The sequence below is a fragment of the Enterobacter cloacae complex sp. P47BA genome (assembly GCF_014930485.1).
GTDB lineage: Bacteria > Pseudomonadota > Gammaproteobacteria > Enterobacterales > Enterobacteriaceae > Enterobacter > Enterobacter bugandensis.
Map to the genome: position 1 here is coordinate 166,778 of NZ_JADBRF010000006.1, position 19,476 is coordinate 186,253.

Consider the following 19,476-nt stretch of genomic DNA (forward strand, 5'->3'; position numbering starts at 1 on the left):
TTAAAAAATACGTTCCTGATGGACCCACACCGCGGCTTCAACGCGGGATTTTAGCTTCATTTTCTTGAGCATATGCTTCACGTGCACTTTAACCGTGCTTTCGGTGATATCCAGGCGGCGGGCGATCATTTTGTTCGGCAGGCCCTGGGCAATCAGCTTCAGAATATCGCGTTCGCGCGGCGTTAACTGGCTGACGTCGCGGTCAGAGGTGGCGCGGTTCGCCCGCAGGCTGGCGGCCAGCACCGGCGTCAGGGCCTCGCTCAGCACCATCTCGCCTGCGGCGGCCTGCTGCAGCGCCTTCAGCAGGTCTTCCGGCTCCATATCCTTCAGCAGATAGCCATCCGCGCCGCGCTTCAGCGCCGTGACCACATCCTCTTCGTGGTTGGAGACGCTAAAGACCACCACGCGACCGGAAAGGGATTTCTCGCGTAACTTGTCGAGGGTTTCCAGACCGTTCATGCCGGGCATGTTGAGATCGAGCAGGATCAGATCCGGATCGAGGGATTCGGCCAGCTCAATACCCTGTTCACCGTTGCTGGCTTCGCCCACCACGGTAATGTCGGGTGCCATGCTGACCAGCTGTTTTACGCCAGTACGCAGCATCGGATGGTCGTCGATCAACAGGATGGATGCCGGTTCCTGATTAGTCATGGGTTTCTCCTTGAGCAGTTGTAAGCGGTTTTTCGGGAATAAAGGTGACCACAACTTCCGTGCCACCCGTCTCTCTCCGTCGAACCTGGCAATCACCGCGCAGGCTTTGGGCGCGGTCTCGCATAATGATTAAACCATAGTGGTTAGTGCGTTCGGCATTTTCCGGCACGCCGCGACCGTTGTCGTGAACCGTCAGCCTGACCTGGTTAGCGTGCTGGCTGACGGTGACCGTGACCGCCGTTGCTTCAGCGTGTTTAAGCACGTTGCTCAGCGCTTCGCGGGCGATCTGCAGTAGATGGATGGCCTGATGGGAGGGGACAAACCGCGGCGGCAGCTGGTAATCCAGCTTCACCGGGAAGCCAAGCCGGGCGCTAAATTCCTGGCAGCTGGATTCCAGCGCCGGGCGCAGCCCCGGCTCGGTCAGCTGCAGGCGGAAGGTGGTCAGCAGCTCGCGCAGCTGTACCCAGGAGGTGTTCAGCTCGTTGCGGATCTGGCTCAGCAGCTGTTTGTTGCTTTCCGGCATTTCCGCGTCCTGCATCTGCAGGCAGCTCACCTGCATTTTCATACAGGAGAGCGACTGTGCGATAGAGTCGTGGAGCTCGCGGGCGATGGTCGCGCGCTCTTCCATGACGATCAGCTGCTGCTGTTTTTCCTGGTGCCTGTCGAGCGCCAGCGTGGCCGTTAGCTGTTCAACCAGGGTGTCCACCAGCTGCTGCTGGTCGTGGCTCAGATGGCGTCCGGCTGGCAGGGTGGCCAGCAGAATACCGTACTGGGTGTGGCTGTCCGTCAGCCGCCACTTAAGGGTAGTGCCGCCAGAAGCCTGCAGCGGCAGGCCGCGTGGGCACAGGTGGCAGCCTTTATCATCGCAGGACATGTCGGACTGACAGGTAAACTCCTGATGATTATCTTCATCTTCCACATCGTAAACCCGCAGCTCCAGGTCATGCAGCAGGGTCAGATTTTGCAGGCCGTTCAGCACCGGCGAAAGGCGTTCACATAGCGGCACTTGCATGTGCAGCCGACGGTTGGCTTGCCACAGGAAGGAGAGGATCTCATTTTTCTGCTCCAGCCCGGCGGTTTTTTCCTGCACGCGCTGCTCCAGCACCGCGTAGCTTTCGGAGAGCTCCGCCGACATGGTGTTCAGCGCCTGGCCGAGCATGGCCATCTCGTTGCGGCCGCTGATGTGCGTGCGCTGGGTAAAATCTCTGTTCGTTACGGCGCGCGCCATCGCCAGCAGCTGTTTCCAGGGATTCAGCAGCCGCGCCCGGAGCCAGATAATGGTGAAGATCAGCAGCAGGCCCATAAACAGCGCCATGGCACGGTGTACCATTACCACCCGGTCGATGCGTAATTCGGTGGTTTGGTCGAAAGAGGAGACCAGCGCGTCAATGCGGGAGACGAAACCCGCTACGTCCTGCGCAACGGTTTCGGTGCTGCGCGCCTGTTTCAGACCGGGTTCCAGCTGGGTGTGCCAGTAGCCCTGCAGGGCTTTAAGCTGGGACTGCTGGCCGGCGCGGATGGCGGCGTTTTCCAGTTCGGGGCTGAAGGCCGTGCGCTCCATTTCATCAATTAAGCGCCGATCGTCCTGCGTCAGGGGGACCGACGCCAGCAGACGATAACTCTGCATGCGTAGAGAACCTGCCTCGTTGATGGCATGTGCATTACCCTGTACCCCTTGTACCAGCCAGCCGGAAATCGCCATGCCGGCCACGCCAAGGGCGGTAGACAGCAAAACAATCAGGGCTAGCTGATTGACGAGAGTCAGCGGTGATAAACATCTTTTTAACATAGAGTTGCCGGGCTCCTGACGTGGCCTGCTTGCAGGAATGGCGCTATTCTGGTGCATACCCTGGAGTATACCCATACCAATAAAGGATTACCCCTAAATTGCCAACGGAGTATAGGTGAAGAAGCGGTGGTAGCAAGGAACCTTCAGTGCAGTGAAAAACCACGTCTTTTTTACCGAATTATCCTACTCACTAAGGATAACCCCTTTTTTTGCGCCGCAAATCCCCGCACTTTTCCTTTGATTTATATCAACTTACCGCCGCCCTAAAACCCTAATGTTTGCAGCATCATTCGAGAATCAGAGGTGTCTATGAGTCACTCATCCGCTCCCGAAAGGGAAAATGGTGCCGTTATTACAGACTGGCGTCCAGAGGATCCGGCGTTCTGGCAACAGCGCGGCCATCGTGTAGCAAGCCGGAATCTGTGGATTTCCGTTCCGTGTCTGCTTTTAGCGTTTTGCGTATGGATGTTGTTTAGCGCGGTCGCGGTAAACCTGCCGAAAGTAGGGTTTACGTTCACGACCGATCAGCTGTTTATGCTTACCGCATTGCCGTCGCTGTCTGGCGCGCTGCTGCGTGTCCCTTACGCGTTTATGGTCCCGGTATTCGGTGGCCGTCGCTGGACGGCGTTCAGTACGGGCATCATGATCGTCCCTTGCGTGTGGCTAGGCTTCGCGGTGCAGGATACCTCCACACCGTTCAGCGTGTTCGTGATTATCTCCCTGCTGTGCGGTTTCGCCGGCGCTAACTTCGCCTCCAGCATGGCGAACATCAGCTTCTTCTTCCCGAAAGCGAAGCAGGGCGGCGCGCTGGGTATTAACGGCGGTCTGGGCAACATGGGCGTAAGCGTGATGCAGTTGATTGCGCCGCTGGCGATCTCTGTTTCTATTTTTGCCGCCTTCGGTGGCGGCGGCGTTGAGCAGGCGGATGGTTCTTCCCTCTACCTGCAGAACGCGGCCTGGATTTGGGTCCCGTTCCTGGTGGTCTTCACCCTCGCTGCGTGGTTCTTTATGAACGATCTGAGCGCGTCGAAAGCATCCCTGAGCGAGCAGCTTCCGGTGCTGAAGCGTGGACACCTGTGGGTGATGGCGCTGCTGTATCTGGCTACCTTCGGTTCGTTTATCGGCTTCTCAGCGGGCTTTGCCATGCTGTCGAAAACCCAGTTCCCGGACGTGCAGATCCTGCAATTCGCCTTCTTCGGTCCGTTCATTGGCGCACTGGCGCGTTCGCTGGGCGGCATGATCTCCGACCGTCTGGGCGGGACTCGCGTTACGCTGGTGAACTTTATTGTGATGGCAGTCTTCTGCGCGCTGCTGTTCCTGACGCTGCCTTCTGACGGGCAGGGCGGTAACTTCTTTGCCTTCTTCGGCGTGTTTATGGTGCTGTTCCTGACGGCCGGGTTGGGGAGTGCTTCTACCTTCCAGATGATCTCCGTGATCTTCCGCAAGCTGACGATGGATCGCGTGAAAGCGCAGGGCGGAAGCGAAGAGCAGGCCATGCGTGAAGCGGCGACGGATACGGCTGCAGCCCTGGGCTTTATCTCGGCTATTGGTGCAATTGGCGGCTTCTTTATTCCGAAAGCGTTCGGCATCTCGCTTGACCTGACCGGCTCTCCGGCTGGCGCCATGAAAGTCTTCCTCGTCTTCTATATCGCCTGCGTCGTGATTACGTGGCTGGTATATGGCCGTAATACCAAGAAAAATAAGTAAGTGTGATTATCCGTTAACGCGGCCTTCGTGCCGCGTTTTTTTTCGACTGAATAATAGTTACAACATACTGAAAGCTTTTGCAGCAGTCATCTGCGGGTAACACTGTGATCGCCATCGCTTTGCAGGGATGTCTACCCCTTAATACCTGAGATGTTAAATTTTGCCGGGGTTATTGTACGATGAATAATAAATATCTTTATAAATCATTTATTTATTCGTTTTAAAAATATACCGCTTTGGTGGTATTTGGTCTAACCCCTCCTTTTACAGTCCCTCTTCGTCTTGATCGTTATCAATTCTCCCCCTCTTTCAGGGCGTTACCTTCGCTGCAAATCAGCAATGTCGATTTAGAGAGCCACAGGCTCCATACAGGAGATACCCGATGAGCAAATTTTTGGACCGGTTTCGCTACTTCAAACAGAAGGGTGAAACTTTTGCCGATGGGCACGGCCAGGTTCTGGATACCAACCGGGACTGGGAAGACGGTTACCGCCAGCGCTGGCAGCATGACAAAGTCGTCCGTTCTACCCACGGCGTAAACTGCACTGGCTCATGTAGCTGGAAGATTTTCGTTAAAAACGGTCTGGTGACCTGGGAAATGCAGCAGACCGACTATCCGCGCACCCGTCCGGATATGCCGAACCATGAACCGCGCGGCTGCCCGCGCGGGGCTAGCTACTCCTGGTATCTCTACAGCGCCAACCGTCTGAAATACCCGCTGATGCGCAAACGCCTGATGAAAATGTGGCGTGAAGCGAAAGTGCAGCACAGCGACCCGGTTGATGCGTGGGCCTCTATCATTGAAGATGCCGACAAAGCGAAAAGCTTCAAGCAGGCGCGCGGTCGCGGTGGTTTCGTTCGTTCTTCCTGGAAAGAGGTGAACGAGCTGATTGCCGCCTCTAACGTCTATACCGTAAAAACCTACGGTCCTGACCGCGTGGCGGGCTTCTCGCCAATCCCGGCGATGTCAATGGTCTCTTACGCTTCCGGTGCGCGCTACCTGTCGCTTATCGGCGGGACCTGCCTGAGCTTCTACGACTGGTACTGTGACCTGCCGCCAGCGTCACCGCAGACCTGGGGTGAGCAGACCGACGTACCGGAATCCGCCGACTGGTACAACTCCAGCTACATTATCGCCTGGGGCTCTAACGTTCCGCAGACCCGTACCCCGGACGCGCACTTCTTTACCGAAGTCCGCTACAAAGGGACCAAAACCGTTGCGGTCACCCCGGACTACGCGGAAATCGCCAAGCTGTGCGACCTGTGGCTGGCACCGAAACAGGGTACCGATGCCGCGATGGCGATGGCGATGGGCCACGTCATGCTGCGCGAATTCCACCTCGACAAACCGAGCCAGTACTTCACCGACTACGTGCGTCGCTACACCGACATGCCGATGCTGGTAATGCTGGAAGAGCGTGAGGGCTACTATGCCGCGGGCCGCACGCTGCGCGCCGCCGATCTGGTGGACGCGCTGGGCCAGGAAAACAACCCTGAGTGGAAAACCGTTGCCTATAACAGCAACGGCGAGCTGGTGGCACCAAACGGCTCTATCGGCTTCCGCTGGGGCGAGAAGGGCAAGTGGAACCTTGAGCAGCGCAACAGCACCACCGGTGAAGAGACGGAGCTGCGCCTCAGCATGCTGGGCAGCCAGGACGAGATCGCCGAGGTTGGCTTCCCGTACTTTGGCGGTGAAGGTTCCGAGCACTTCAACAAGGTTGAACTGAAAAACGTGCTGATGCACAAGCTGCCGGTTAAACGCCTGCAGCTGGCCGACGGTTCTACCGCGCTGGTCACCACCGTCTATGACCTGACCATGGCGAACTACGGCCTGGAGCGCGGTCTGAACGACGAAAACTGCGCAACCAGCTATGACGACGTGAAGGCCTACACCCCGGCCTGGGCGGAGCAGATCACCGGCGTACCGCGCGCGCAGATCGTTCGTATCGCCCGCGAGTTTGCTGAAAACGCCGACAAGACCCACGGTCGCTCGATGATCATCGTGGGTGCCGGTCTGAACCACTGGTATCACCTCGATATGAACTATCGCGGCCTGATCAACATGCTGATCTTCTGCGGCTGCGTCGGTCAGAGCGGCGGCGGCTGGGCGCACTACGTGGGCCAGGAAAAACTGCGTCCGCAGACCGGCTGGCAGCCGCTGGCGTTTGCCCTTGACTGGCAGCGTCCGGCGCGTCACATGAACAGCACCTCCTACTTCTATAACCACTCCAGCCAGTGGCGCTACGAGACGGTTACCGCGCAGGAACTGCTGTCGCCGATGGCGGATAAATCCCGCTACAGCGGCCACCTGATTGATTTCAACGTGCGCGCTGAACGCATGGGCTGGCTGCCGTCTGCGCCGCAGCTGGGCACTAACCCGCTGCGCATTGCACAAGAGGCGAAGCAAGCGGGCATGACGCCGGTGGATTACACCGTGAAATCGCTCAAGGAAGGCTCCATCCGCTTCGCGGCAGAACAGCCTGAGAACGGCAAAAACCATCCGCGCAACCTGTTCATCTGGCGCTCCAACCTGCTGGGCTCGTCCGGTAAAGGTCACGAGTACATGCTGAAATACCTGCTGGGCACCGAGAACGGTATTCAGGGTAAAGACCTCGGCAAGCAGGGCGGCGTGAAGCCAGAAGAAGTGGAGTGGAAAGACAACGGTCTGGACGGCAAGCTGGATCTGGTGGTGACGCTGGACTTCCGTCTGTCCAGCACCTGCCTGTACTCCGATATCGTGCTGCCAACCGCCACCTGGTACGAAAAAGACGACATGAATACCTCGGACATGCATCCGTTTATTCATCCGCTGTCTGCCGCCGTTGACCCGGCGTGGGAATCGAAAAGCGACTGGGATATCTACAAAGACATCGCGAAGAAATTCTCCGAAGTCTGCGTAGGTCACCTGGGCAAAGAGACCGACGTGGTGACGCTGCCAATCCAGCACGACTCCGCTGCCGAACTGGCGCAGCCGCTTGACGTGAAGGACTGGAAAAAAGGCGAATGCGACCTGATCCCGGGCGTGACCGCGCCGCACATCATTCCGGTTGAACGTGATTACCCGGCAACCTACGAGCGCTTTACCTCCATCGGCCCGCTGATGGAGAAAATCGGTAACGGCGGCAAAGGCATCGCCTGGAACACCCAGAGCGAAATGGACCTGCTGCGCAAGCTCAATTACACCAAAGCAGACGGCCCGGCCAAAGGCCAGCCAATGCTCAACACGGCAATTGATGCGGCGGAGATGATCCTGACCCTGGCACCGGAAACCAACGGCCACGTGGCGGTGAAAGCGTGGGCGGCCCTGAGTGAATTTACCGGTCGCGACCACACGCATCTGGCGAAGAATAAAGAGGAAGAGAAAATCCGCTTCCGCGATATCCAGGCCCAGCCGCGCAAGATTATCTCCAGCCCGACCTGGTCTGGTCTGGAAGATGAGCATGTGTCCTATAACGCTGGTTATACCAACGTTCACGAGCTGATCCCATGGCGCACGCTTTCCGGTCGTCAGTCACTGTATCAGGACCACCAGTGGATGCGCGACTTCGGTGAAAGCCTGCTGGTGTACCGTCCGCCAATCGACACCCGCTCCGTAACCGCAGTTATGGGCGCGAAATCGAACGGTAACCCTGAGAAGGCGCTGAACTTCCTGACGCCGCACCAGAAGTGGGGTATCCACTCCACCTACAGCGACAACCTGCTGATGCTGACCCTGTCGCGCGGTGGTCCGATTGTCTGGATGAGCGAAGCGGACGCCAAAGACTTAGGTATCGAAGATAACGACTGGATTGAAGTGTTCAACAGCAACGGCGCCCTGACGGCGCGTGCGGTGGTGAGCCAGCGCGTACCGGCCGGGATGACCATGATGTACCACGCGCAGGAACGTATCGTGAACCTGCCGGGTTCAGAGATCACCGAGCAGCGCGGCGGTATTCACAACTCCGTGACCCGTATTACGCCGAAGCCGACCCACATGATCGGTGGCTATGCGCAGCTGGCCTACGGCTTTAACTACTACGGCACCGTAGGATCGAACCGCGATGAGTTCGTGGTGGTACGTAAGATGAAGAATATTAACTGGTTAGACGGCGAAGGTAATGACCAGGTACAGGAGAGCGTAAAATGAAAATTCGTTCACAAGTCGGCATGGTGCTGAATCTGGATAAGTGCATCGGCTGCCACACCTGTTCAGTGACCTGTAAAAACGTCTGGACCAGCCGCGAAGGTATGGAGTACGCCTGGTTCAACAACGTGGAAAGTAAGCCGGGCACCGGCTTCCCGACCGACTGGGAAAACCAGGAGAAGTGGAAGGGCGGCTGGATCCGCAAAATCAACGGCAAGCTGCAGCCGCGCATGGGTAACCGCGCAATGCTGCTGGGTAAAATCTTCGCTAACCCGCACCTGCCGGGCATTGAGGACTATTACGAGCCGTTTGATTACGACTACCAGAACCTGCACAACGCGCCGGAAAGCAAACACCAGCCGATCGCCCGTCCTCGCTCGCTGATCACTGGTCAGCGCATGGACAAAATTACCAGCGGTCCAAACTGGGAAGAAATTTTGGGCGGCGAGTTCGAAAAGCGCGCCAAAGACCAGAACTTCGAGAACATGCAGAAGGCGATGTACGGCCAGTTCGAAAACACCTTCATGATGTATCTGCCGCGCCTGTGCGAACACTGCCTGAACCCGGCGTGCGTCGCGACCTGCCCGAGCGGTGCCATCTACAAGCGTGAAGAAGACGGCATCGTACTGATCGACCAGGACAAGTGCCGCGGCTGGCGCATGTGCATCACCGGCTGCCCGTACAAAAAAATCTACTTCAACTGGAAGAGCGGTAAGTCTGAGAAGTGCATCTTCTGCTACCCGCGTATCGAAGCCGGTATGCCGACCGTCTGCTCCGAGAGCTGCGTAGGTCGTATTCGTTACCTCGGCGTGCTGCTGTACGACGCGGACGCGATTGAGAATGCCGCAAGCACCGAGAATGAGAAAGATCTCTATCAGCGTCAACTGGACGTATTCCTCGATCCGAACGATCCGAAGGTGATTGAGCAGGCGCTGAAAGACGGCATTCCGCAGAGCTTCATCGACGCCGCGCAGCAGTCTCCGGTGTACAAAATGGCTATGGACTGGAAGCTGGCCCTGCCGCTGCACCCGGAATACCGCACCCTGCCGATGGTCTGGTACGTGCCGCCGCTGTCTCCGATTCAGTCTGCGGCTGACGCGGGCGAGCTGGGCAGCAACGGCATTCTGCCTGACGTGGAAAGCCTGCGTATCCCGGTTCAGTACCTGGCCAACCTGCTGACCGCCGGTGATACCCAGCCGGTACTGCTGGCGCTGAAACGTATGCTGGCGATGCGCCACTTCAAACGTGCGGAAACCGTTGACGGCGTGAACGATACCCGCGCGCTGGAAGAGGTCGGCCTGACCGAAGCGCAGGCGCAGGAGATGTACCGCTATCTGGCAATCGCTAACTACGAAGATCGTTTCGTGGTGCCAAGCAGCCACCGCGAGCTGGCGCGCGAGGCCTTCCCGGAGAAAAGCGGGTGTGGCTTTACCTTTGGCGACGGTTGCCACGGGTCAGACAGTAAATTCAACCTGTTCAACAGCCGCCGCATCGACGCCATGGATGTGACCAGCAAAACGGAGCCGCACCAATGATTGAACTCGTCATTGTTTCGCGTCTGCTCGAGTACCCGGATGCTGCGCTTGCGCAGCATCAACAGGAACTCTTTGATGCACTCGCGTCATCTGAAAACCTGGATAAAGAGGATGCCCAGAAGCTGGGCGTTTTCCTCCGCGATCTGCTGGCACGCGATCTGCTCGACGCGCAGGCGGACTACAGCCAGCTGTTTGACCGCGGGCGCGCGACGTCGCTGCTGCTGTTTGAACACGTTCACGGGGAATCCCGCGACCGCGGTCAGGCGATGGTGGACCTGATGGCCCAGTACGAGCAGCACGGCCTGCAGCTCGACAGCCGCGAGCTGCCGGACCACCTGCCGCTGTACCTGGAGTATCTGGCGCAGCTGCCGAAAGAAGAGGCGCTGGGCGGTCTGCAGGATATCGCCCCGATTCTTGCGCTGCTCGGCGCGCGTCTACAGCAGCGTGAGAGCCGCTATGCGGTGCTGTTCGAACTGCTGGTGAAGCTGGCGAACGCCTCTGTAGACAGTGAAAAAGTGGCGGAGAAAATCGCGGATGAAGCCCGGGACGATACCCCGCAAGCGCTGGATGCGGTCTGGGAAGAAGAGCAGGTGAAATTCTTTGCTGACCAGAACTGCGGCGAGTCTGAAATCTCCGCTCACCAGCGTCGTTTTGCCGGCGCGGTTGCCCCGCAATATTTGAATATCTCTAACGGAGGACGGCACTAATGCACTTCCTGAATATGTTCTTCTTTGACATTTACCCGTATATCGCGGGCACCGTGTTCCTGGTGGGAAGCTGGCTGCGCTATGACTACGGCCAGTACACCTGGCGTGCTGCCTCCAGCCAGATGCTGGACCGCAAAGGGATGCACGTCGCGTCTAACCTGTTCCACATCGGTATTTTGGGGATTTTTGCAGGTCACTTCCTTGGGATGCTGACGCCGCACTGGATGTACGAAGCATGGCTGCCGATTGAAGTGAAGCAGAAGATGGCGATGATCGCTGGTGGTGCCTGCGGCGTGATGACCCTGGTGGGTGGCCTGCTGCTGCTGAAACGTCGTCTGTTCAGCCCGCGCGTGCGTGCAACCACCACTGCAGCGGATATCCTGATCCTCTCCCTGCTGATGGTACAGTGCGCGCTGGGTCTGCTGACTATTCCATTCTCTGCGCAGCATATGGACGGCAGTGAAATGATGAAGCTGGTGGGGTGGGCGCAGTCCGTCGTGACCTTCCACGGCGGAGCGTCTGAGCACCTGGACGGCGTGGCGTTTATCTTCCGCGTTCACCTTGTGCTGGGGATGACGCTGTTTGTGCTGTTCCCGTTCTCCCGTCTGGTGCATATCTGGAGCGCGCCGGTGGAGTACCTGACGCGCAAATACCAGATTGTGCGTGCCCGTCGCTAATTCAGCGTCTTGATACCAACCCCGCTTTCGCGGGGTTTTTTTTCGCCCCAGCCCAGGTTGTTGCCCGCTGCAGCAAACAGGATCAACGCGCCGCCCGCCAGTTGCGTCAGGTTCAGCGAGTGTCCGAACACCAGGTTATCGACAACGATCGCCACCACCGGATAGATAAACGACAGGGAGCCGGTAATGGGGGTAGGTAGCTTCTGAATCGCGCTGTAGAGCAGCTGGTACATAATGCCGGTATGGACGATGCCGAGCGTCAGCAGGATCGGCCAGGGAAAATCACCGGAAAATGACGGCCGGCTGGCAAACGGCAGAAGCATCACGACGCCCGTCAGCACCTGAATAAAAGCAATATGCTGCGGTGCGATAGTTTTCAGTTTGCGCGCAATGATTGCCGTCAGCGCGTAGAAGAAGGCCGCGGCCATTGCCAGACCAATACCCGCCAGCCATTCAGTGTCGTGGGTGCCGGTCAGCTCGCTGGAGAGCAGTATCACCACGCCGCCGAAGGCGAGGAACAGCCAGCCCCATTTCACCACGCTGACGCGCTCGCCTAAAAACATCCCCATCAGGACCAGCATAAACGGCTGAGTGTTATAGACCACGGTCGAAAGACCAATAGAGATCCGCTCATAGGCTGCGAAGAGCAGCAGCCAGTTCACCACTAATGCCACACCGCCGAGAATCGCCAGCAGCAGCGTGGTGCGGGTGAGGGGGCTAAAGGGCTTTTGACTTACCCGGATAAAAATGAAAAGCGCTATTGCCCCAATAAGGCAGCGCCAGAACACCACTTCCGTCACCGGCAGACCGCTGAGCAAAACAAACGCGCCGATAGAGCCGGAAATTAACATCGCCAGACTCATCTGCCAGACGCCTTTATGTAAATCACGCATTATTCACCTCCTGATTAATAACGCTATTGTCGGAAATCGCTGTTGGGTTTTACAGGGATGAGATAAGGTTGAAGGTGTTAACTGCATTTTTAAATTAGGTGAAACGAGTGGAATACCTTATTGATGATATCGATCGGCAAATTTTAGCCTGCCTGGTTGAGGATGCGCGCATGTCGTTGAAGGTGCTCAGCGGCCGCATTGGCCTGACCTCACCCAGCACGGCAGAGCGTCTGAAGCGGCTGGAAGAGCGGGGCGTGATTCAGGGGTATGGCGCACGTGTGAATCTCGCGGCGCTGGGGTATACGCTGCAGGCGCTGGTACGGGTGCGGCCTTTGCCGGGGCTGTTGCATAAGGTGGATAAATACATACAGGCGATGCCGGAGTGTATTGAGAGCGACAAGGTGACCGGGGAAGACTGCTTTGTGATTAGGCTGGTGGTGCGATCGATAGAACAACTGGATGCGCTGCTGGACGGGCTGGCGGAGCATGCCCAATGTAATACGTCGATTGTGAAAAGTTCGCCGGTGAAGCGTCGTTTGCCGCCAATGTAGTCGTCTGTCGCCGGGTGGCGGCTGCGCCTTACCCGGCCTACGAAGGCGGACTCGGTTCGATTTTGTTCGGGTTTTTTGAAGTGTTGGTGGTGGGGGAAGGATTACTCGGCGCGTTGCCTGCGGCAACGCTTTCTCGCTGCGCTCGAATCGAACCTTAGTCGAAGCTTCTCATCCTTCCCCTTGCGGAAATACATGATGCACGGTGCGAGCAGAATGTTAAGTGTCGTTTGAAAGTGATGGTGGTGGGGGAAGGATTCGAACCTTCGAAGTCGATGACGGCAGATTTACAGTCTGCTCCCTTTGGCCGCTCGGGAACCCCACCACGGGGTAATGCTTTTTTACTGGCCTGCTTCCTGCTGGAAGCGGGGCGCATCATATCAAATGAGACGCCCCTGTAAAGCATTCCTTTAGGGAAAAGAAGCTGTTTGCCTGCTTTTTATCCGTAAAGGCGCAAAGCTAATCAATTCATTTTCCGAAAGATTAAAGAATGATGGTTCTGTTACCGTAGACAAAGACACGCTGCGCCAGCACCTGATACAGGGCACGACTCAACACGTTCTTCTCAACGTCACGTCCGGCGCGCATCATATCTTCTGCGGTGTAGGTGTGATCCACGTGAATCACGTCCTGCATGATGATTGGACCTTCGTCCAGATTGTCATTCACGTAGTGCGCGGTTGCGCCGATAATCTTCACGCCGCGCTCGTACGCCTGGTGATAAGGCCGCGCGCCAATAAAGGCCGGCAGGAACGAGTGGTGAATGTTGATAATCTTGTTCGGGAAGCGGGCGACGAAGGAAGGCGTCAGCACGCGCATATATTTCGCCAGCACCACGTAGTCCGGGTTATGCACTTCAATGGCAGCAGCCATTAGGTTGTCGTGCTCTTCACGGGTATGGCCTTCATGGCTCACCAGCTCAAACGGAATATCAAAACGCTCAACCAGCGTGCGCAGAGTTTCGTGGTTGCCAATAACAGCGGCAATTTCTACGTCCAGGCCACCGTAATTGGCCTTCATCAACAGATCGCCCAGGCAGTGAGCTTCTTTCGTCACCAGAATCACAATGCGACGACGGCCCGCAGGATTCAGCTCACGCACGGAACCGTCCGGCAGCGCGCTGTCCAGATCGGCCAGCAGAGTGGTGTCGTTGAAAATGCCTTCCAGTTCGGTACGCATGAAGAAGCGGCCGGTACGGTGGTCAACGAACTCGTTGTTCTGCACGATATTCAGTTCATGCTTGTAGCAAATATTGGTAATTCGTGCGATCAGCCCTTTTTGATCGGGACAGATAGTGCGCAGAACTTTACGTTGTAATGATTGCATCGCCGGGAAATCCTGTTTGTATTTGCGAAGTCTGGGTTGTCAGGCGTTACTGCCCGCAACACTTTTTGAATTTTTTTCCTGAACCACAAGGGCAGGTATCGTTACGACCAAACTGTGGACGCGTACCGTCAATATAATACCACTGCCCGCTTTCCTTTAAGAACCGGGAACGCTCGATAATAGCGCCAGGCCTGGCGTTCTCGGTAAAACGGGCAACAAAGCTGACAAAGCCTTCGTCGTGGTGGCTACCGGGTGAAGATTCAAACACGGTAAGCCCAAGCCAGTGGGTGTTGGCGAACCCGGCTTCGATCTCCTGTCGGAAATCGGCGGCGTGGCAGGACGGGTGCCAGGTTTTTATCAGGTAGTCTGCGTCTTTGATCACAAAAGCAGTATACCGTGAACGCATGAGGTGTGACGGATCCGGTGCAACCTGATTGCCAGAAAGATATCGCTGGCAACATAGGCTATACTCCAGAGCGCTACCACAGGGGCAGAGTTGAGACACGATTCTCTTCCTGGAACAAAAAATAAGGGCGTAAAACGCCTCGGGTAGCACTATGTTAACTGAGCAGTTGCGTTGACGCTATGTCAGGAATCCAGGGGAAGTCAAACAGGGCTAATGAGAAAGGTTAAAATTGGACTGGCGCTGGGATCAGGTGCAGCCCGGGGATGGTCTCATATCGGCGTGATTAATGCCTTAAACAAGATGGGCGTGGACGTCGATATCGTAGCAGGATGTTCAATCGGATCGCTTGTCGGCTCCGCCTACGCGTGCGGCAAGCTTCCGGATCTCGAAACCTGGGTGCGCTCCTTCAGCTATTGGGACGTGCTGCGTCTGATGGATCTCTCCTGGCAGCGCGGTGGGCTGTTGCGCGGTGAACGCGTCTTTAACCAGTTCCGCCGGGTGATGCCTCTCGAAGACTTTACTGACTGCCGGATGCCTTTCGGCGCCGTTGCAACCAATCTCAGCACAGGCCGTGAACTCTGGCTGACCGAAGGGGATATTCACCTTGCGGTGCGTGCTTCATGCAGTATTCCTGGGCTTATGGCGCCCGTGCCCCATAACGGTTACTGGCTTGTCGATGGTGGCGTCGTGAACCCGGTTCCCATCTCTCTGACGCGCGCCATGGGGGCGGACATCGTCATCGCCGTTGATTTGCAGCACGACGCTCATCTGATGCAGCAAGACCTTATGCCGGTCAATCTGCAGAGCGAAGATGCCGACGTTGAAAAGCTTGCCTGGCATGAACGCCTGCGCGGAAGAATTGGTCGCCTGGCCGCACGACGCTCGGTTGCCGCACCGACGGCCATGGAGATCATGACCACCTCAATTCAGGTTCTTGAGAATCGCCTTAAACGTAACCGTATGGCTGGCGATCCTCCGGATATTCTTATTCAGCCTTACTGTCCGCAAATCTCTACCCTTGATTTCCATCGGGCTGAGGCCGCCATCGCAGCGGGCTCGCTAGCCGTCGAAAAGAAAATAGACGAGTTGCTGCCGTTTGTGCGAACAGCACGTTAAGCACCTTTTTTTGACTACTTCAGCAAAATCTGACAGGCGATAGTGCCGATAGCATGCCACTATTTAGTAACTGTCAGCCAGGGGAGGAACCATGACGCAGCCATTGGCCGGAAAACACATTTTGATTGTTGAAGACGAGCCCGTTTTCCGATCGCTACTGGATTCGTGGTTATCCTCGCTGGGAGCAAACACTTTACTGGCTGAAGATGGTGTCGACGCGCTGGAAAAAATGACCGGTATTACGCCCGATCTGATGATTTGCGACATCGCGATGCCGCGAATGAATGGGCTGAAACTGGTTGAACATCTGCGCAACGAGGGTGACCAGATGCCCATTCTGGTGATCTCCGCGACAGAAAATATGGCGGATATTGCCAAAGCATTACGTCTTGGCGTTCAGGATATTCTGCTAAAACCCGTCAAAGATCTGAACCGGTTACGTGAGACGGTATTAGCGTGCCTTTATCCAAATATGTTTAATTCCCGCGTTGAGGAAGAGGAACGCCTTTTTCAGGACTGGGACGCGCTGGTGAGTAATCCGCCAGCGGCGGCGAAATTGTTGCAAGAACTTCAGCCTCCCGTTCAGCAAACTATTTCCCACTGCCGCGTAAACTATCGCCAGCTGGTGGCGGCCGATCAGCCTGGGCTGGTGCTGGATATTGCACCTCTGTCTGATTCCGACCTCGCATTTTATTCTCTGGACGTAACCCGTGCAGGGGATAATGGCGTATTAGCTGCATTGTTACTTCGCGCGCTCTTTAATGGATTATTGCAGGAACAGTTATCACATCAGGGACAACGGCTCCCTGAGTTAGGCAGTTTACTCAAACAGGTAAACCAGCTTTTTCGTCAGGCCAATTTACCCGGACAGTTCCCGCTGCTGGTTGGTTATTACCATAGCGGTTTAAAGAATCTTATCCTCGTTTCTGCAGGTCTCAACGCGTCACTGAATACCGGGGAACACCATATTCAGGTGAGTAACGGGGTGCCGCTTGGAACACTGGGAACGGCGTATCTAAATCAAATTAGCCATCGCTGTTCTTCCTGGCAGTGCCAAATTTGGGGTGCCGGGGGAAGGCTTCGCTTAATGTTGTCCACGGAATAATCAATTGGATCTTAATTTTAAGATTGCTTTACCTGTGTTTTCTCGGGAGTGCTACTATCGCTGCCCAGATTCATGCGTATTTGTCCTAATTCATCGGCAACGCGTTCTTTTCAGACCCGGACTGCGGGGCGAGGCTGATATACTCAACGCGTTATTTATTGCATAAAAGTTCAAAACTTGAACAGCTCAGGAGAATTTGAATGGCTGCCCTAAATTCGAAAGTCAGAAAGGCCGTCATCCCGGTAGCGGGATTGGGGACCAGGATGTTACCAGCAACTAAGGCGATTCCTAAAGAGATGCTGCCTCTGGTTGATAAGCCATTAATCCAGTATGTCGTTAATGAGTGTATCGCGGCCGGCATTACTGAAATTGTGCTGGTTACGCATTCATCTAAAAACTCTATCGAAAACCACTTCGATACAAGTTTTGAACTCGAAGCCATGCTGGAAAAACGCGTTAAGCGTCAGCTGTTAGAAGAAGTTCAGTCTATTTGCCCTCCGCACGTCACCATTATGCAGGTTCGTCAGGGGCTGGCTAAAGGTCTGGGCCACGCGGTTATGTGTGCACACCCGGTTGTGGGTGATGAGCCCGTCGCGGTTATTCTGCCTGACGTGATTCTGGATGAATACGAATCCGATCTCTCCCAGGACAACCTGGCTGAGATGATCCACCGCTTCGACGAAACGGGCTGCAGCCAGATTATGGTTGAGCCAGTTGAAGACGTGACCGCTTACGGTGTGGTTGACTGCAAGGGCGTGAACCTTGAGCCAGGCGAAAGCGTGCCAATGGTTGGTGTCGTAGAGAAGCCTAAAGCCGACGTAGCGCCGTCTAATCTGGCAGTGGTGGGTCGCTATGTCCTGAGTGCTGAAATCTGGCCACTGCTGGCGAAAACGCCTCCAGGAGCAGGGGATGAAATCCAGCTGACGGATGCCATTGATATGCTGATCGAGAAAGAGACCGTTGAGGCTTACCACATGAAAGGTAAGAGCCATGACTGCGGTAATAAGCTCGGTTATATGCAGGCGTTCGTTGAATACGGCATTCGCCATAATACGCTGGGTGAAGAATTTAAAGGCTGGCTCAAAGAGAGTATGGGTATTAAGAAATAATCCAGGCGTAAATCTATGAAACCGGTGTGGCGCTGCCCACCGGTTTTTTTATGCCCATAAAACGCCATGACCAGCCTGTTTGTAAGCGAAACTAAATAGCCAAATAACGCTTTATGACGGAGTGTAAGAGGATGTTAGTGATAAATTGCGGGCAAAAAAAATCCCACCAGAGGCGGGATTTTTCTGAATTCGGCTTGATTAATCCTTGATCAGGAAGTCATCCAGCTGTTTACCTTGCTCATCCATAGCTTTCTTGATTACAGCAGGAGTACGGCCCTGGCCGGTCCAGGTTTTAGTTTCGCCGTTCTCATCTACATAGCTATATTTAGCAGGACGGGCAGCGCGTTTTGCTTTGGTACCGGTTTTTGCAGCAGCAATGCTGTTCAGCAATTCATTTGGATCGATACCATCAGCAATCAGCATTTCACGATATTGCTGCAGTTTACGCGTACGCTCTTCGATTTCAGCAGCAGCAGCGCTTTCTTCTTCGCGACGTTCATTAACTACAACTTCTAATTTTTCCAGCATTTCTTCGAGCGTTTCAAGGGTACATTCTCTTGCCTGCGCACGAAGAGTACGGATGTTGTTCAGAATTTTAAGTGCTTCGCTCATTGTAGTAATCTCAAACTTATAATGGGGGGTGGTTTGTTGACCTAATAATAGAGCCATAAATTCAGATGTGCAATAGCCAGGAATGTAAGGAATTCAAAAAATACTAAATAAAGCCGCTATTATTAATTACGCTAACTTAAATTTCCTCTTTGGCAGTCTCGCTTGTTATCACGATAACCTACTTAACCCCGCCGCTTGCATCTTTTTTTTGTGACATTTGCCGCAGGAATTATAGTTTCGGCGGATAAATATCAGCCTTTTGTATTAGTTCCAGGCGACGGTGTTAAGGCAGGAATAGTTAATAAATAGTGAATTTTAATGAACGCAGATTCCACTATAAAAAGAAGTGTTATGTTTGGTTAACCATATAACCTATTCACCAGCATGACCGTCATTACTCTCTGTTTTAGCAGATTATTTTTGCGAAAAGAGAGCGTTTTACACCTTTCAGCACGGCATCGTTTGTGCGGCGTGTCGCTGATGACCAGACAAAATATGGTACAATGAATCATCGGGAATATTACACATTGATTAGGGTTTTACGGCCAATGGCACAACTTTATTTCTACTATTCGGCAATGAATGCCGGGAAATCCACCGCACTGCTGCAATCCTCATACAATTACCAGGAACGAGGAATGCGTACCGTTGTTTATACCGCTGAAATCGACGATCGCTTCGGTGCAGGGAAGGTGAGTTCCAGAATAGGCCTCTCTTCGCCAGCCAGGCTGTTTAACCCGCAAACTGACCTGCTGGAGGATATCCGCGCTGCGCATACGTCAGAGCCCATTCACTGCGTGCTGGTTGATGAGAGCCAGTTCCTGACGCGTGAACAGGTGCACGCGCTCTCTGAAGTGGTTGATGAGCTCGATATCCCCGTTCTGTGCTACGGGCTGCGTACGGACTTCCGCGGGGAGCTGTTTGCCGGAAGCCAGTATTTGCTTGCCTGGTCAGATAAGCTGGTTGAACTGAAAACTATTTGTTTCTGCGGACGCAAGGCAAGCATGGTGCTTCGTCTCGACCAGGCTGGAAAACCTTATGCGGACGGTGAGCAGGTGGTGATTGGTGGCAATGAACGCTATGTGTCGGTCTGTCGTAAGCATTATAAGGAAGCGTTGTCCGTAGGCTCGCTGACGGCGATCCAGCACGACAACAGAAAATAATATCCGCCG

The 19,476-nt window shown here is 55.2% G+C and carries 16 protein-coding genes, 1 tRNA gene and 1 other RNA gene; 10 read left to right on the plus strand and 8 right to left on the minus strand.

Annotated features, from left to right (window positions below):
- On the minus strand, positions 1-651 hold the full coding sequence (narL, locus tag IM299_RS08835) for a two-component system response regulator NarL (protein ID WP_003856701.1): 651 nt from the start codon (positions 649-651) through the stop codon (positions 1-3).
- Positions 644-2,440, minus strand: coding sequence for a nitrate/nitrite two-component system sensor histidine kinase NarX (gene narX, locus IM299_RS08840; protein WP_188246022.1), 1,797 nt, complete (start codon positions 2,438-2,440; stop codon positions 644-646). The genes narL and narX overlap by 8 nt, the downstream gene beginning before the upstream one ends.
- A gap of 309 nt (positions 2,441-2,749) precedes the next feature.
- Here narX and IM299_RS08845 point away from each other — a divergent pair, with 309 nt between their 5' ends.
- From IM299_RS08845 to narI, 5 genes are all read left to right on the plus strand, one after another.
- The gene (locus IM299_RS08845) at positions 2,750-4,147 is read left to right on the plus strand and encodes a NarK family nitrate/nitrite MFS transporter (protein WP_047364940.1); all 1,398 of its coding nucleotides are present in this window, start codon (positions 2,750-2,752) and stop codon (positions 4,145-4,147) included.
- A 382-nt stretch (positions 4,148-4,529) separates the two neighbouring features.
- Positions 4,530-8,273, plus strand: coding sequence for a nitrate reductase subunit alpha (locus IM299_RS08850; protein ID WP_193357348.1), 3,744 nt, complete (start codon positions 4,530-4,532; stop codon positions 8,271-8,273).
- Positions 8,270-9,805, plus strand: coding sequence for a nitrate reductase subunit beta (gene narH, locus IM299_RS08855; RefSeq protein WP_193357349.1), 1,536 nt, complete (start codon positions 8,270-8,272; stop codon positions 9,803-9,805). The genes IM299_RS08850 and narH overlap by 4 nt, the downstream gene beginning before the upstream one ends.
- Complete coding sequence (narJ, locus tag IM299_RS08860; RefSeq protein WP_193357350.1) at positions 9,802-10,512, plus strand: nitrate reductase molybdenum cofactor assembly chaperone; 711 nt, start codon at positions 9,802-9,804, stop codon at positions 10,510-10,512. Before narH ends, narJ begins: the two co-directional genes overlap by 4 nt.
- Entirely contained in the window at positions 10,512-11,189 is a 678-nt protein-coding gene (gene narI / locus IM299_RS08865; protein WP_021240339.1) for a respiratory nitrate reductase subunit gamma, read from the plus strand. Before narJ ends, narI begins: the two co-directional genes overlap by 1 nt.
- On the opposite strand, the gene IM299_RS08870 is transcribed toward narI, so the two are convergent.
- The gene (locus tag IM299_RS08870) at positions 11,186-12,082 is read right to left on the minus strand and encodes a DMT family transporter (protein WP_193357351.1); all 897 of its coding nucleotides are present in this window, start codon (positions 12,080-12,082) and stop codon (positions 11,186-11,188) included. The two genes, narI and IM299_RS08870, sit on opposite strands and share 4 nt — an antisense overlap.
- Before the next feature lie 107 nt (positions 12,083-12,189).
- Here IM299_RS08870 and IM299_RS08875 point away from each other — a divergent pair, with 107 nt between their 5' ends.
- Positions 12,190-12,633: an Lrp/AsnC family transcriptional regulator gene (locus tag IM299_RS08875; protein ID WP_041909598.1), complete on the plus strand. Its 444-nt coding sequence runs from the start codon at positions 12,190-12,192 to the stop codon at positions 12,631-12,633.
- Positions 12,634-12,717: 84 nt separating this feature from the next.
- Here IM299_RS08875 and IM299_RS08880 read toward each other — a convergent pair.
- The 4 genes from IM299_RS08880 to IM299_RS08895 all read right to left on the minus strand — a co-directional run bounded on the left by IM299_RS08880 (position 12,718) and on the right by IM299_RS08895 (position 14,461).
- A non-coding RNA gene (locus IM299_RS08880) (RtT sRNA) lies at positions 12,718-12,826 on the minus strand.
- Between the two features lie 44 nt (positions 12,827-12,870).
- A tRNA-Tyr gene (locus IM299_RS08885) sits at positions 12,871-12,955 on the minus strand.
- A 158-nt stretch (positions 12,956-13,113) separates the two neighbouring features.
- Positions 13,114-13,956, minus strand: coding sequence for a formyltetrahydrofolate deformylase (gene purU, locus IM299_RS08890; RefSeq protein WP_041909600.1), 843 nt, complete (start codon positions 13,954-13,956; stop codon positions 13,114-13,116).
- A 46-nt stretch (positions 13,957-14,002) separates the two neighbouring features.
- Entirely contained in the window at positions 14,003-14,461 is a 459-nt protein-coding gene (locus IM299_RS08895; protein WP_041909602.1) for a YchJ family protein, read from the minus strand.
- Positions 14,462-14,575: 114 nt separating this feature from the next.
- Here IM299_RS08895 and rssA point away from each other — a divergent pair, with 114 nt between their 5' ends.
- The 3 genes from rssA to galU all read left to right on the plus strand — a co-directional run bounded on the left by rssA (position 14,576) and on the right by galU (position 17,692).
- Positions 14,576-15,478, plus strand: coding sequence for a patatin-like phospholipase RssA (rssA, locus tag IM299_RS08900; RefSeq protein WP_028013437.1), 903 nt, complete (start codon positions 14,576-14,578; stop codon positions 15,476-15,478).
- A gap of 91 nt (positions 15,479-15,569) precedes the next feature.
- Positions 15,570-16,583 carry a two-component system response regulator RssB gene (gene rssB / locus IM299_RS08905; RefSeq protein ID WP_028013436.1) on the plus strand — a complete coding sequence of 338 codons (1,014 nt, stop codon included), beginning with the start codon at positions 15,570-15,572 and terminating at the stop codon, positions 16,581-16,583.
- 200 nt (positions 16,584-16,783) lie between these two features.
- A complete protein-coding gene (gene galU / locus IM299_RS08910) occupies positions 16,784-17,692 on the plus strand; it encodes a UTP--glucose-1-phosphate uridylyltransferase GalU (RefSeq protein ID WP_028013435.1) in 909 nt (302 codons plus the stop codon).
- Positions 17,693-17,890: 198 nt separating this feature from the next.
- On the opposite strand, the gene hns is transcribed toward galU, so the two are convergent.
- Complete coding sequence (gene hns, locus IM299_RS08915; protein WP_028013434.1) at positions 17,891-18,304, minus strand: histone-like nucleoid-structuring protein H-NS; 414 nt, start codon at positions 18,302-18,304, stop codon at positions 17,891-17,893.
- 548 nt (positions 18,305-18,852) lie between these two features.
- Here hns and tdk point away from each other — a divergent pair.
- Positions 18,853-19,467, plus strand: coding sequence for a thymidine kinase (gene tdk, locus IM299_RS08920; RefSeq protein ID WP_080329349.1), 615 nt, complete (start codon positions 18,853-18,855; stop codon positions 19,465-19,467).
- Positions 19,468-19,476: the final 9 nt, after the last annotated feature.

Excerpts from the sequence above, each read along its gene's own strand:
- narL (WP_003856701.1), bottom strand. The coding sequence starts at position 651 with ATGACTAATCAGGAACCGGCATCCATCCTGTTGATCGACGACCATCCG.
- narX (WP_188246022.1), bottom strand. The coding sequence starts at position 2,440 with ATGTTAAAAAGATGTTTATCACCGCTGACTCTCGTCAATCAGCTAGCC.
- IM299_RS08845 (WP_047364940.1), top strand. The coding sequence starts at position 2,750 with ATGAGTCACTCATCCGCTCCCGAAAGGGAAAATGGTGCCGTTATTACA.
- IM299_RS08850 (WP_193357348.1), top strand. The coding sequence starts at position 4,530 with ATGAGCAAATTTTTGGACCGGTTTCGCTACTTCAAACAGAAGGGTGAA.
- narH (WP_193357349.1), top strand. The coding sequence starts at position 8,270 with ATGAAAATTCGTTCACAAGTCGGCATGGTGCTGAATCTGGATAAGTGC.
- narJ (WP_193357350.1), top strand. The coding sequence starts at position 9,802 with ATGATTGAACTCGTCATTGTTTCGCGTCTGCTCGAGTACCCGGATGCT.
- narI (WP_021240339.1), top strand. The coding sequence starts at position 10,512 with ATGCACTTCCTGAATATGTTCTTCTTTGACATTTACCCGTATATCGCG.
- IM299_RS08870 (WP_193357351.1), bottom strand. The coding sequence starts at position 12,082 with ATGCGTGATTTACATAAAGGCGTCTGGCAGATGAGTCTGGCGATGTTA.
- purU (WP_041909600.1), bottom strand. The coding sequence starts at position 13,956 with ATGCAATCATTACAACGTAAAGTTCTGCGCACTATCTGTCCCGATCAA.
- rssA (WP_028013437.1), top strand. The coding sequence starts at position 14,576 with ATGAGAAAGGTTAAAATTGGACTGGCGCTGGGATCAGGTGCAGCCCGG.
- rssB (WP_028013436.1), top strand. The coding sequence starts at position 15,570 with ATGACGCAGCCATTGGCCGGAAAACACATTTTGATTGTTGAAGACGAG.
- galU (WP_028013435.1), top strand. The coding sequence starts at position 16,784 with ATGGCTGCCCTAAATTCGAAAGTCAGAAAGGCCGTCATCCCGGTAGCG.
- hns (WP_028013434.1), bottom strand. The coding sequence starts at position 18,304 with ATGAGCGAAGCACTTAAAATTCTGAACAACATCCGTACTCTTCGTGCG.
- tdk (WP_080329349.1), top strand. The coding sequence starts at position 18,853 with ATGGCACAACTTTATTTCTACTATTCGGCAATGAATGCCGGGAAATCC.